Raw genomic sequence first — 13089 nt, 5'->3', positions numbered from 1 at the left:
TGCTTCTTATAGAAACTCAAAGTATTCGCTCCGCTCCCATTCATGCACGGTGTTGTTGAAGTCGGGCGAGTCGTAGTCGGGGATGGCGGCTTTGGCTTTGGCGATCTCGTGGCGCTTGACGGCGACGAAGAGTTTGACGAACTCCTCGCCGAGCGCGGCGCGCAAAGGAGAGTCGGCTTCAAGAGCATCAAGCGACTTTTCGAGTCGCGTCGGCAAATCGGTCACGCCGGTGAGGCCGTAAGCAATGCCCGAGGTCTCGGCTGGCGGTTCGGTCTTGTTCTGCAAACCATCCAGCCCGGCGGCCAACACCCCGGCCATGACCAGGTATGGATTCGAAGCGCCGCCTGGCAAACGGTTTTCGATGTGGGCGCTCTCGCCCCCGAGGTTTTTCATGCGAAAGCCGACTGAACGATTCTCGTTACCCCAGGTCGCGTTGGTGGGCGCGAACGACCACAGCTTGTAGCGCTTGTAGCAGTTCACGGTGGGCGCGGCGAGGGCCGTCAACGCCGTCGCGTGAGCGATCTGCCCCCCCAGCCACCAGCGGGCAACATCGGTGAGTTTGCCATCCTTGCGGCTGTTGAAGGAGTTGCGACCCGTCTTCGCCTCGAGCAGGCTGTGATGATAATGACAGCCGTTGGCCGATTGATCGCCATAAGGTTTGGTCATGAACGAGGCCATATATCCGTTGCGCTGGGCGATTTCTTTGACGCCGTTCTTGAAGGTGAAGGCCTGGTCGGCCGCGGCGATACCACTCGCGGGCGCAAAGTTGATCTCCATCTGCCCCGGCCCGTATTCGGCGTTGGAGGTGATGATGTCCACGCCAATGGCGCTCATGCCGCGCAGGATTTGATAGACGAGCGACTCGTCGAAGTTGTTGCGGAGGGTGGCGAAAATTTGGATACCGGGGAACGGCGGCTGGCGCGTCTCGCGGTTGACGAGGTAGAACTCGTACTCGAAACCCGAAAACAACCGATACCCCCACCCCTCCAGTTCACCCAGAAGTTTACGAGCTACGGCGCGAGGCGCGGCCATCGCCGGGCGGCCATCCTGAAAGTGCGGCTCGCACAATATGCGCGCCGTCTTATCAGCCCAGGGCAAAACGGTATAAGTGCTGAGATCGGGGAAGATGCGCGAGTCGGGGAAGCCCAGGTCTTCGAGATAGCCGGTGCCCAGGGCGACGCCAGCCTGAGCGTCGAAGCCCAGTTGGCCGAGCAAAAAGTTCAAGCCGCCTTCGGCGAAACGGCGCACGTGGCGGGCCGGGATCGTCTTCGAGCGGCTGATGCCATGTGTATCGGTTTGCTCGAAGCGGACGAATTCAATGCCGTCGGCGCTGAGGCGTTTTTCGAGCGCGGTCAATGGATCAGTCTTGCGAGTCTGGCGAGCAGGCATATGATCTCCTAAAATCCCAAACCCCAATTCCCAAATTCCAACACGCAAGTTGAGATTTGGTCATTGGGATTTGGGGCTTGCGCGAAGCGCGATTATGGCGCTGGCACTTTCTCCGGCACGACTTCCGCGCCGAGGGTAAACTTGCCGCCCTCAATCTTGATCAGCGTCACGCCCTTCTGCGGCACGTGGGAGTCGGCGAAGGTGATGGCGCCGGTGATGCCGGGATAGTTCTTCGTCTCGGCGATGGCTTTGGTGATGGCCGCCGCGTCGGTGGAACCGGCGCGTTTGATGGCGTCGGCCATCAGATACATCGTATCGTAGCCGAGCGCGGCAAAGGCGTTCTCCGGATCGTGGCCGTATTCTTTGTTATAGGCGGCGATGAACTTCTTGATGCCGTCAGTGCCGCCGCTGGAGTCCATCAGGGCGTGGGTGGAGAACCACACCCCGTTGGCGGCGTCGCCGGCCACGCTAAGGATGTCGGGCGTGTCATAGCCGTCGCCGCCGACGATGGGGCCGGTCAACCCGGCGTCGCGGAATTGTTTGACGACCGGGCCGACGTTGTAAGGCATGGCGGAGATGTAATAGAAGTCAGGTTGCTGAGGCAGGGCCTTCACTTTAGCGATCTGCGCCGAGAAATCGGTGGCGGCGTCTTCATAAGAGTCTTCGAGGACAATCGTGCCGCCCATCCCGGTGAAGCTGGCCTTGAAGTAACCGCCAAGCAGGGTGGTGTACTCCACGCCTTTGTCCCAGAGCAGGTAAGCGTTCTTACCGAAGTTCTTGAACGAATACTCTGCGCCCGCCGCCGCCTGGACGTTATCGCCGAAGCAGGCCAGGAACATCTTATCGCCCACTTGAGAGGGTATCTTGGGCGACGTAGCCCCAGCGGTGATGAACGGCAACCCGGCGGCCTGGATGGTCGGCCCGGCGGCCAACACCGAGTCGGTGTCGGTGAAGCCGATCACGGCGACCACTTTGTCCTGCTCGACAAACTGTTTGGCGACTTGAGCCGTCACGTCCATCTTGTATTGGCTGTCGTGGACGATGAGATTGATCTGGCGGCCCAGCACGCCGCCCGCGGCGTTGATCTCTTTGGCGGCCAGTTGTGCGCCGTTAGCCGCCGGCAAGTCGAGTGAAGACTCGGCCCCGGTGAGGGCGAAGCCGCCGCCGATGTTGATGGGGCCGGATGCGCCCCCGCCCCCGCCGCCGCAGGCGGCCAGCACCAGACTGGCGACGATGGCGAATGTCACAAATGACAGAATTCTCTTTTTCATGATGGTATCTCCTCCAAGTTCAATATTGGACTCTACCGGAATTGATAGTTGACCATTTTCTTTGCCACGAATTACGCGAATTCACACGAATCATTTTTAGGCTATTCGCGATCATTGGCGAAATTCGCGGCTAAAATTTATTTCCGATAGCTCAATTGAATACCGGCACAGTGACGACGCGCGACAGGTACGAGGCGATAGGCTACCTCCTTTCAAACCACCGGTCGAGGGCGATCTCGCGTTGGCCTAGCAGACCTTCACGCCGGAAGATGATGATGAAGATGAAGATCGTTGCCAGAATGATCTGGCTGATGCCATAGAGCAAAGTTGCATCTTCGATGCGGCGCAGAAGCTCGGCCAGCCCAACTACCAAAACCACGCCGATCACCGACCCGCTCACCGAGCCCATGCCGCCGACCACGAGCATAGTGATCACCCGGAACGTCAGGTCGAAGTAGAAGACGGTCGGCGAGAAGGAAGTGATGAAGTGAGCATACAACGATCCGGCGACGGCAGTGAAGAAGGCGCTGATGACGAAGGCTAACAGTCGTGGCGGCATCACCGCAATGCCGATGGACTGCGCCGCCCAGCGATCTTCCCGCTGGGCCAGCATCGCCCGCCCGAACGACGATCGTTTGATCCGCCACACGATATATAACACCAGCAGCGCCCAGGCCCAGACCCACCACAGGTTCGTGTACGGGGTGACGTTGGAGAAGGTGCGCGAGCCGCGGGTGAAGTTGTCGGCGTTGAAGAGGACGACGCGGACGATGACCAGGAAGCCGAGCGTGGCCACGGCCACGAAATGCCCGGAGAGCCGCATCAACACCAAACCGACCAACAGGGCAATGAGGGACACGAAGACGGCGGCGATGAGGGTGGCGGCTAGAAAGCCGGACGGGAAGGGGCCGAGATAAAAGTCGAAATGCAGGCCGGCCAGCCACCCCGGCAGGTTCGGCAGATAGTCGTGCTTTTCGCGCAGAGGCAACGTCAAGACGGCTGAGGCATATGCGCCCAGGGCCATAAAACCGATATGCCCCAGCGAGAACACGCCGGTGAACCCGTTGGAGAGATTCAGACTCAGGACCAGGATCAAAAAGATGCCGAGGTTGACGAACAGGCCCTGCCAGAAAGCCAGCCCCGAGGCTTGCAGGATCGTCAGCACGACCGACAACATAAAGATTGCCGCCAGCGGGCCACCGGCCCGACGCCACGACGCTGCCATCTCTAACTTCCAACCTCCAGCTTCCATCCTCCAACCTCCAACATCTATTGCATCTCCTCCCGCTCACGGCGGCCCACAATGCCGCCGGGCCGGAAGAGCAACATAAGGATGAGGGCGACGAAGACGAAGGCATCACGATAACTGGTCAGCGACCCCGGCAACCAGGTTTTGAGGAAGGTTTGCACGGCGGGCGAGACCAGGCCCGGCGGCAGGATGTCGCCGATGCCGGGAATGGCGGTGAGGAACACTTCCAGCGCCCCCAACGCATAGCCGCCGACGACGGCTCCGGCAATCGTGCCAAAGCCGCCGATGACGGCGGCGATGAAGGCTTTGAGCACCGGGGTGAATCCCATGTAGGGCGTCAACTGCCCGGCCTGCACCGCATACAATAACGCCGCCACCGCCGCCAACCCCGATCCGATGGCGAAGGCGGTGGCGATCACCCGGTTGATGTCAATCCCCATCAGTTGCGCCGCGTGCAGGTCTTCGGCGGCGGCGCGCATCGAAAGGCCGAGGTTGGAACGGGTGACGAAGAGCGACAGCAGCACCAACAGGATGATACCGGCGATCAGGCTGACGACGTTCACCCGCGGCACGGTGATCGGGCCGAAAGCGAACACGCCGCTCAGGAGTCCGATCACCGGAAAAGCGAGCGGGCTGGGCTTTTGCAATAAGCGGGTGATCAACAACGTGCCATTCTGCAAAATTTGTCCGACGGCGAATGAGGTGAGCAGGGCGGCCACATCGGGCGCGCCGCGGATGGGCCGATAGGCCACGCGCTCCATGATCAAGCCGACGAGGATCGTGCCGACGATCATGATCCCGATCGCCAGCGGCAGAGGTAACTTGGCCAGCAGGGCGAAGGCGGCGAAGTAAGCGGCGATCATCATCAAATCGCCGTGAGCGAAATTGATCAGCCGCAGAATGCCGAACACCATCGCCAGCCCCACCGCCATCAATGCGTACAGACTGCCGATGCTCAGGGCGTTGACAAGTTGCTGGAGGGCGTAATAGACCAGAGTCATAAAATACCAAATCTCAAATTCAAAATCCCAAATGTTGACTGTCAGGTTCCGAGATAGGTGTGCTCCACTTGCGGGTTGTGCTTCAGTTCCACCGCCGGGCCGTCGAGGGTAATGCGCCCCGTTTCCATGACGTAAGCCCGGTCGGCCACGTCGAGGGCCAGCCGCGCGTTCTGTTCCACCAGCAGGATCGTCGTCTTCTCGTCTTTCAATTGCCGGATGGTGTTGAAGATCGTCTCCACCAACAGCGGCGCCAGGCCGAGCGACGGCTCGTCGAGCAACAACAACTTGGGCCGGCTCATGAGCGCCCGGCTGATGGCCAGCATTTGTTGTTCGCCGCCGGAGAGCGTGGCCCCGGACTGTTGGCGGCGTTGTTTGAGAATCGGAAAGAGACCATAGACGCGCTCGAGGTCGGCCTTCACACCATCGCCGTCGCGCCGCTGCACCGCCCCCAGCCGCAGATTCTCTTCCACCGTCAACTGACCAAAGATGTGGCGGCCTTCGGGGCAATGCGACACCCCCAACCCGACAATATGATGCGGCGAAGTTCCATCAATGCGCTGGCCGTCGTAGAGAATGGCCCCGGTCTTTGGCCGCAACAAGCCGGAGATCGTCTTCAGGGTTGTGGACTTGCCCGCCCCGTTCGAGCCGATCAGCGTCACCAGTTCGCCATCGGCAATCGTCAACGAGACGCCTTTGAGGGCGCGGATACCGCCGTAATAGACTTCGACCTCGCGCAGTTCAAGCATCGCGCCCCGTGTGGTCTCCACCCAGGTAAGCGGCGATCACTTGCGGGTCGGATCGCACCTCTTCGGGTTTGCCCTGGGCGATGATCTTGCCATAGTTCAGCACCACGATGCGCTCGCACAAATTCATCACCAGGCGCATGTCGTGTTCGACCAGGAGGATAGTCAACTTGAAACGGGCGCGCAAGTCGAGGATCAATTGATGCAGGGCGTCGCTCTCGGCCGGGTTCATGCCCGCCGCCGGTTCATCCAGCAACAGGATGGCCGGGCGGGTGGCCAGGGCACGGGCGATCTCGACCCGGCGCTGATAACCATAGGGCAGGCTGGCTGCTGACTGATCGGCGTAGGGCGCGAGATCGAGCAGATCGAGCAAGTCGCGGGTGCGGGCCTTCGTCTCTCCTTCCTGGCGATGAAAGCCGGGGGCGCTGAGCAACGTCTCCCACAGGGAGGCCGCCGCCCGGAGTTGGGCCGCCGCCTGCACATTCTCTAACACCGAGAGCGAACCGAAGAGGCGAATATTCTGAAACGTGCGGGCGATGCCCAGCCGGGCGATGCGGGCCGGGGGCAGGCCGGTAATGTCTTGATTCTGAAAGTGGATGCGGCCAGCGGTTGGGATCAGAAATCCGGTGAGCAGGTTGAAGCAGGTGGTCTTGCCCGCGCCGTTTGGCCCGATGAGGCCCACGATCTCGTCGGGCTGGATCGCCAGCGACACGTCCTGCAAGGCTTGCAAGCCCAAAAAAGATTTAGCCAGCCCGTGTGCCTGAAGGACAGGCGCCAGCGAATCCATTGACATGAGTTGGGTGCGATTAAATTGAGATGGTGAAGACTGAGCGCTCGTTTGCTAAAGTCTACTCGTTGCTCGGATTGAGTCAAGTGCCGGGCAAGTCAAGATATAGGCGTTGTGGCTTTCGAGTTTCGGTTGGATTTCTATGAGGGCCGGGTCGAGAGGGCGGCGGCAGAGGGGGCAGAGTTGGGAGGAAGGCACTGAAGTCAATCTCTCCTATTTCGACGGTAAGATGCTCTTCTTTCCAATAGCTGTAACTGTTCCTCTGCGGGCTGCGCCCTGTCGCCGTTTCCATTGGCCCTCTTTTCCGTCATCCCCGTTGTTCGGGCGGCGGCTGTTACTTCGCCCCAACTCACAAAGTATTTGTCGTAATACTCAATAGAGTATTTGCCATACTTTATCAATTCATCGCGTGAGGGAATATGGCCAATTTGCTTTGCAACCCTCCGAACTTCCAATTGGAGAGTCTTCTTGGGGACCTTATACACTTGCTTCGCCAAACGGGGCACAGGGCTATTCTTACTGGTCAAGACTCGTTCTTCCTTGCGGAATGGGTCCAGGCCATTGAGTATTTCCAAATGCCTTTCTTCAGCCATCTTGCAATACTTTTCGGACGAGTCAACGCCAACGTATTTTCGGCCTAGTTGATGTGCTGTCAGCGTAGTAGTGCCCGCACCGTTAAAGCAGTCAAGGATTGACTCTCCGGGCCTGGTAAAAATCGAAATGAGGCGATACATGAGATGAGGCGGCAGTTGGCAAGGGTGGTCAACCCTTCGGCTGTTGTGCTTTAGCCTGTGAATGTCGCCCCAAAGGTCAGTCAGCGGCGTTCGGTCATTGATACGCGTTGCGATTCGAGTATCCACACAATCAGCTCTTAGGCAGTAGCCGTCCGCCAAAGGTTCGAGGGCATTAAAGGTCTTGGGGGCGCTTGAAACTCTAATATGCTTTGACTCGCCGGTAAGCCCCGGTAATTCACGAGACTCTCCTTTGCTGAAACAGAGGATTGTGTAATGGGCAGGCATTATCAGGCGCACAGGGAAAGCGAGAGCGTCCCATGCAATCCAATTCTGGAACTTGAGAACCGTTTGCATATACAAGAAATGACGGACGGCCCAAAGTGGAATGTTCAAAAGGGCAAGCGTACGGCCTGGCTTTAGAATGCGGGTCAGTTCTCCAATCCATTCATCACACCATTTGAAGTAATCTTGAATCTCTAAGTCGTCGGTGTAGCCGAGGTACTTTTTGCCCAAATTGTAAGGAGGGTCAGTAAAGACAAAGTCAATTGAATTGCTCGGTATGCGTCTAAGTTCTTCTAAGCAATCGCCGTTTAGGATGTGGTCGGTCAAGTCATCTGGTAATTTCTCTTCCTCAAATTCAACGTGCATGAGTTGGGCCGGTAAGCGTTGAAGGTTTAGCGGCCTGCAATCAAAAACGGTTAACTCTTTATGCGGTTCTAGGCCGAATAGGTCTGCGAAGCGGTCAACAACGGGGCTTATATCGCCGCCCAGGTCACAAGAAATATCCCGCCAAACGTCAGATATGAGGGTTCCGGCTTCATGGTAAGTGTGTTTCTTCCCGCCATAGTCTTTCGTAGTCTTGTCGCAAACCGGGCAATAGGTGTACTTGATTCTCGTCTTTGTATGGCGCAAAGACGGTGTATATCGAGTATAGACTAATGCGCCAAAGTGCTGATGGGGTAGTTGCCGCTTGTCTATGATTTGTGACGTAGTGCGGTTTACGGCTATCCAATGCTGATAACGCACTGAAGCAGGCATTTGTGCCTGTACCTGCACGAGGTCTATCACTTCGCCCAAGACCACCAGCGTTGCTGACGGCCCCAAGTTGTCGTCAACTCTGGCCACAAGTTCACCAACCGAGTTTAGGGGGCGGTTATATTCGCTCGCTGTGTTGCAGGCGGGTAATCTCACGATGCAAACGTCAGTCAAACCTTTTGAAGCCGCGAGTAATTCTTCGCGGCTCTGGACGGCAATCTGTCTGACTCGCAGGGGGTGGCTATTCTCTGAAATGTGAGTCATTGTCATTCCATCTTGGAGAAGTATTGTCGAACGAACTGACACAAAATATCTAACTCGCTACGAGAAAAGGCCACAGTGCAATGACTGTACGAGCAAATGACCCTCAATGCACTTTCTCTTTCAAAATTGCCTGCTCCATCTATTACATATGCGATCTTGTGACCCGCCTGCTCCACTTGCTCATAGCGGGATTTAGCCTGACCCGCCTTGCGCTCTATAGTGCTATTTGTTGTCACTTGGAAGCTCACTTCAATTGCCAAGTACTTGGCTGCCTTTGTTACTACTATATCAAAGGCCGTCAACCGTCCTGTCTCGGGATCTGTATGTGTGACACCTGGCAAGCGGCCACCTATCTTAATGTCCGTTCCTGACAGGCCCAACTGCTCTTTGAGATACCGAGCTACAAACTGTTGAGCTATTTGCCCCAAAGAGTTGGCCTTAGCGCCCTTCGTAATTTGACTCACCCAAATGTATCTTTGCTTAATGAAGTCTGTTAGTTGCGCAGGTTTGCCCAAGTGTTCGCCAATTTCGCATTTTGCTAATGTGTTGGCAATTTCCTCATTGTCCCCGCTGTATGCACTACCAAACAAAAGTAGGGCTATCGCATCTTCCTGTAAGTCGCTGAGGGGGTGCTTTTTGAGTAGTTCTTTACCGTCGATTTTAAGTGGCTGATTCCCAAATTTCCTCTTTGGAACAACTTTGAAGGTGTATGTGCGCTGATTGCCCTTCCATCGGTAATGCAACTTCCCATCTGGAAACAACATGCCAAATTCATTGCTGACCTTTCGCAACATCTCTCCGCCGACATCAGCCAAGATGGCTAAATGCTTGAGGAAGAGGTTGGGAGGCAAACTTGAGACCCCGATTATGCTGAACAGATCCTCCAAGTCATTTGTGTCAACGCTAATGATGCTGGTGAACTGGTCTTGTGTTTTGAGCAGTAACGGAATAACGCTCAGTTTGGCTTCCATCTCCGAAAGTTCGGAGGGCCAAAACTTGGATGCTACTTTCTCAAGTTCTTCAAATGTCTTTCGATACTTTGTAAGTTTAGCCATCAGCCCTCTACAGCATTGTTAAGTGTACATATGATGAGCACAAAGTTTAGCACAGATGCTTATCATCGTTGAAGGTGATGACCGTTTTCAATGATGAAATAGAAAGGGCATGGAATGGGCTAATAAGCACTCAGCCGCCCAATTGGGCGGCTGAGAGAAGTCAGATGAACAGCGAGAGCAAAGCCCGTTCGGCCATTTCCATCACCGGGCGGGGGACGATGCCCAGCAGGAAGGTGGCGATGGCGGTGACGCCGACCACGAAGCCCAGCGCGCGGGGCAGGGTCGCCGCCCCCTCCCCTGGCCTCATCCACATCACCATGATCACCCGCAAGTAGTAGAAGGCCGAGATCAGGCTGGTGATTACACCGACGAGGGCCAGCCACATGTAACCGGCGTCAATCGCCGCCCGGAAGACGTAGAACTTGCCAATGAAGCCGACGGTGGGAGGCAGGCCGGTGAGCGAGAGCATGAAGACGGCCATCGCCAGGGCCAGGCCCGGGCGGGTCGCGCCCAGCCCGGCAAAGTCTTCAATGCGGTTGCCTTCACCCTCGCGCTTCTCGACAGCGATGACGACGGCCCACGCACCCAGATTCATCAACGCGTAAGCCATGAGGTAGAAGAGCGCGGCGCTGGCCGCAAACGCCGAGAGGCGGCCCTGCCCACCGGCGACGGCGGCCATGAGAATGTATCCCGCGTGAGCGATAGACGAGTAGGCCAACATGCGTTTGATCGAGCTTTGGGCAATGGCCACCACGTTGCCAAGCGTCATTGTCAGCGCCGAGACAATGGCGACGACGGGAACCCAATCAGCCGAGAGAGCGGGAAAGGCGGTGAAGAAGACTCGCAGGAGCGCGGCGAAGCCGCCAGCCTTGGCCCCAACCGACATGAAAGCCGTCACTACGGTGGGAGCGCCTTCGTACACGTCCGGCGTCCACATGTGAAACGGGACAGCCGCCACTTTGAACGACAGGCCGACGAGGATCAGAGCCGCGCCCGCCAGCAACAACGGATCAGTGGCGGACGCCGAAGTGATGGCCGCCACCACGCCCTGAAGGTTGGTCGTTTGAGTAGCGCCGTAAGTGAGGGCCACACCATACACAAAGAAGCCCGAAGCGAACGCGCCGAGCAGGAAGTATTTCATGGCCGACTCTTCGGAGTCGGCGCGCGGGCGGGCGAACCCGGCTAAAACGTAGAGCGGGATCGAGAGCAGTTCGAGGGCGAGGAAGACGATGATCAGATCGCTGGCCGAGGCCATCATCATCATGCCGGTGATGGCAAACAGCAGGAGCGGGTAGAACTCGCCGCGCTCGATGTTGTTCTTCTTGAGGTAGTCGAGGGCCATCAGGATTCCGGCGGCCCCGGTGAACAACACAATCAAGTTGAGCAGGTTGGCAAAGCCGTCAAACGTCACCATGCCGTTGAAGGCGACGATGGGCAGGCCGAGCCGGGATACCAAAAGGCCAACCCCAAAAGTGACGGCCAAACCGAGCAAGGCCAGCCAACCGGTGATCGCCTTGCGCGTCTTGGGAATCCACAAGTCGGCCAGCAGAAGCAGGCACGCCCACCCGGCCAGGGTGAACATGGGGAGGATGGCGTTGAAGTCGGAAGTTGTCATATTGAATACTCAATACCGAATACTCAGTACCCAATATTGGGTATTGAGTATTGCGTATTCTGTATTTATCGCAAAGCCACCGCCGCGCCATTCAGCACCTGCACCAGTTGGTTGACAGCAGGGCTCATCAGGTTGAAGAACGGGGCCGGGTAGAGGCCGATCCAGAAGATCATGATCAGCAGAGGGACCATCACCGCCACTTCGCGCCAGTTGAGGTCGGCCAGGCCTTCGTTGGCCGGGTTCTCCACCTTGCCCAGGAACATCTTCTGGAACATCCACAACATGTAGACGGCGGCCAGGATGACGCCGAGCGAGGCGAGGGCGGCGTAAATGTAAGAACCAAACGGCCCACCGGGTTGGCCGGCGCCCCACGCGCCAAGCAAAATGGCAAACTCGCCGACGAAGCCGTTGAGTCCGGGCAATCCCATTGACGACAGAGAGACGATCAACATGATCGTGCCGTAAAGCGGCATGACTTTCCACAAGCCGCCGAACTGGGCCAGCTCACGGGTGTGCCGCCGCTCGTAAATCATGCCGACGAGGAGGAACAACGCCCCCGTCGAGAGGCCGTGGTTGATCATTTGCAGAACCGCGCCCTGGATGCCCTGGGCGTTGAGGGCGAAGAGGCCGAGCATCACAAAACCCAGGTGGCTCACCGACGAATAGGCGACCAGCTTCTTCACGTCCTTTTGTGGGTACGACACAATCGCGCCGTAGATGATGCCGATGACGGCCAGCACGGCGATGGCCGGCGCGTATTGCCGGGCGGCTTCGGGGAAGAGGCCGAGGTTGAAGCGCAGGAAGCCGTAGGTGCCAAGCTTCAGCAGGACGCCCGCCAGGATGACCGACCCGGCGGTGGGCGCTTCAACGTGGGCGTCGGGCAGCCACGAGTGGAGCGGCCAGACCGGCACTTTGATGGCGAAGGCCGCCGCGAAGGCCAGGAAGAGCAAGCCCTGCGCCGCCGCCGGAACTTTGCCGAGCATGTCGGTGTAGGAGAACGTGCCGACGTTGATGCCCAGCCACAGAATAGCCAGCAACATCAAAATGGAACCGGCCATCGTGTAAAGGAAGAATTTGATGGCGGCGTACATCCGGTTGGAGCCGCCCCAGATGCCGACCAACAAATACATCGGCACCAGGCTGAATTCCCAGAAGACGTAGAACAGGAAGAGATCAAGGGCGACGAACACGCCGACCATGCCCACTTCGAGCAGGAGGAAGAAGATCATATATTCCTTCACCCGCTCCTCCACTGCCGTCCACGAGGAGAAGATGGCGATGGGCGTGAGGAAGGTGGTGAGCAGAACCAGCAGGAGGCTCGCGCCGTCAATGCCCAGGTGGAATTCCATGTTCCAGTTCGAGCCGATCTGAATCCACGGGGCGCGTACCACCAACTGCATCCCAGGATCGTTGGGGTTGAACTGGATGAGCATCACCAGCGATAGCAGGAAGGTGATGAGCGACGCGCCCACCGCGATCCAGCGGATGGTATCCTTCTGCTCTTTGGGCGTGAAGAGCAGGACGATCACGCCGAGCACAGGAAAGAAGGTGACAACAGTCAGAGTAGCAAACAACACATCCATAGAATGATCTCCAACCTTTTCACCGCGAAGGCACGAAGTTCGCAAAGATTTTTATGATTTTCTTTGCGTCCTTTGCGTCTTAGCGGTTCAGTTTTATCTTGTGAACAAGAAGAAGCTCAATATTGCCAGCACGCCGACCAGCACGGCCAGCGCGTAATTGCGAACGTAGCCGGTTTGCAATCTGCGCCAGACATCCGCCGTCTCGCGCACCCAACCAGCCAGCCCGTCGAAGAACCGGTCTACGATGCCCTTGTCCACAAAGCCGGACGTGAATCCGGCCAGCCAGCGGAAGCCGCCCGCCAGGATATTGTCGTGGAAGATGTCGTGCCACAAATCCCAGTCCAAAGCAAAGGCGGTGAAACT

The 13089-nt window shown here is 57.6% G+C and carries 11 protein-coding genes; all 11 read right to left on the bottom strand.

Annotated features, from left to right (window positions below; translation table 11 throughout):
- Window positions 1-6: 6 nt before the first annotated feature.
- A complete protein-coding gene (locus tag HYZ49_11350; protein ID MBI3242879.1) occupies window positions 7-1389 on the bottom strand; it encodes a glutamine synthetase in 1383 nt (460 codons plus the stop codon).
- Between the two features lie 92 nt (window positions 1390-1481).
- Complete coding sequence (locus tag HYZ49_11345; GenBank protein ID MBI3242878.1) at window positions 1482-2660, bottom strand: ABC transporter substrate-binding protein; 1179 nt, start codon at window positions 2658-2660, stop codon at window positions 1482-1484.
- Window positions 2661-2862: 202 nt separating this feature from the next.
- Window positions 2863-3885 carry a branched-chain amino acid ABC transporter permease gene (locus HYZ49_11340; GenBank protein MBI3242877.1) on the bottom strand — a complete coding sequence of 341 codons (1023 nt, stop codon included), beginning with the start codon at window positions 3883-3885 and terminating at the stop codon, window positions 2863-2865.
- Between the two features lie 44 nt (window positions 3886-3929).
- A complete protein-coding gene (locus HYZ49_11335) occupies window positions 3930-4910 on the bottom strand; it encodes a branched-chain amino acid ABC transporter permease (protein ID MBI3242876.1) in 981 nt (326 codons plus the stop codon).
- A 41-nt stretch (window positions 4911-4951) separates the two neighbouring features.
- Complete coding sequence (locus tag HYZ49_11330; GenBank protein MBI3242875.1) at window positions 4952-5656, bottom strand: ABC transporter ATP-binding protein; 705 nt, start codon at window positions 5654-5656, stop codon at window positions 4952-4954.
- Window positions 5649-6431, bottom strand: coding sequence for an ABC transporter ATP-binding protein (locus HYZ49_11325; GenBank protein ID MBI3242874.1), 783 nt, complete (start codon window positions 6429-6431; stop codon window positions 5649-5651). Before HYZ49_11325 ends, HYZ49_11330 begins: the two co-directional genes overlap by 8 nt.
- Before the next feature lie 212 nt (window positions 6432-6643).
- A complete protein-coding gene (locus HYZ49_11320; protein ID MBI3242873.1) occupies window positions 6644-8473 on the bottom strand; it encodes a site-specific DNA-methyltransferase in 1830 nt (609 codons plus the stop codon).
- A 2-nt stretch (window positions 8474-8475) separates the two neighbouring features.
- Window positions 8476-9528: a restriction endonuclease gene (locus tag HYZ49_11315; protein MBI3242872.1), complete on the bottom strand. Its 1053-nt coding sequence runs from the start codon at window positions 9526-9528 to the stop codon at window positions 8476-8478.
- Between the two features lie 160 nt (window positions 9529-9688).
- On the bottom strand, window positions 9689-11143 hold the full coding sequence (locus tag HYZ49_11310) for an NADH-quinone oxidoreductase subunit N (protein MBI3242871.1): 1455 nt from the start codon (window positions 11141-11143) through the stop codon (window positions 9689-9691).
- A gap of 65 nt (window positions 11144-11208) precedes the next feature.
- Complete coding sequence (locus HYZ49_11305) at window positions 11209-12726, bottom strand: NADH-quinone oxidoreductase subunit M (protein ID MBI3242870.1); 1518 nt, start codon at window positions 12724-12726, stop codon at window positions 11209-11211.
- 93 nt (window positions 12727-12819) lie between these two features.
- Window positions 12820-13089, bottom strand: a 270-nt coding sequence (locus tag HYZ49_11300) for an NADH-quinone oxidoreductase subunit L (protein MBI3242869.1), incomplete at its 5' end; no start/stop codon positions are given.

Source organism: Chloroflexota bacterium (assembly GCA_016197225.1).
Lineage (GTDB): Bacteria > Chloroflexota > Anaerolineae > Anaerolineales > VGOW01 > VGOW01.
This window is presented reverse-complemented; position numbering and strand designations above follow the sequence as displayed.

Coding starts and splice junctions, on each gene's coding strand:
- HYZ49_11335 (MBI3242876.1), bottom strand. CDS start 4,910: ATGACTCTGGTCTATTACGCCCTCCAGCAACTTGTCAACGCCCTGAGC.
- HYZ49_11350 (MBI3242879.1), bottom strand. CDS start 1,389: ATGCCTGCTCGCCAGACTCGCAAGACTGATCCATTGACCGCGCTCGAA.
- HYZ49_11315 (MBI3242872.1), bottom strand. CDS start 9,528: ATGGCTAAACTTACAAAGTATCGAAAGACATTTGAAGAACTTGAGAAA.
- HYZ49_11345 (MBI3242878.1), bottom strand. CDS start 2,660: ATGAAAAAGAGAATTCTGTCATTTGTGACATTCGCCATCGTCGCCAGT.
- HYZ49_11330 (MBI3242875.1), bottom strand. CDS start 5,656: ATGCTTGAACTGCGCGAGGTCGAAGTCTATTACGGCGGTATCCGCGCC.
- HYZ49_11310 (MBI3242871.1), bottom strand. CDS start 11,143: ATGACAACTTCCGACTTCAACGCCATCCTCCCCATGTTCACCCTGGCC.
- HYZ49_11320 (MBI3242873.1), bottom strand. CDS start 8,473: ATGACTCACATTTCAGAGAATAGCCACCCCCTGCGAGTCAGACAGATT.
- HYZ49_11340 (MBI3242877.1), bottom strand. CDS start 3,885: ATGGCAGCGTCGTGGCGTCGGGCCGGTGGCCCGCTGGCGGCAATCTTT.
- HYZ49_11305 (MBI3242870.1), bottom strand. CDS start 12,726: ATGGATGTGTTGTTTGCTACTCTGACTGTTGTCACCTTCTTTCCTGTG.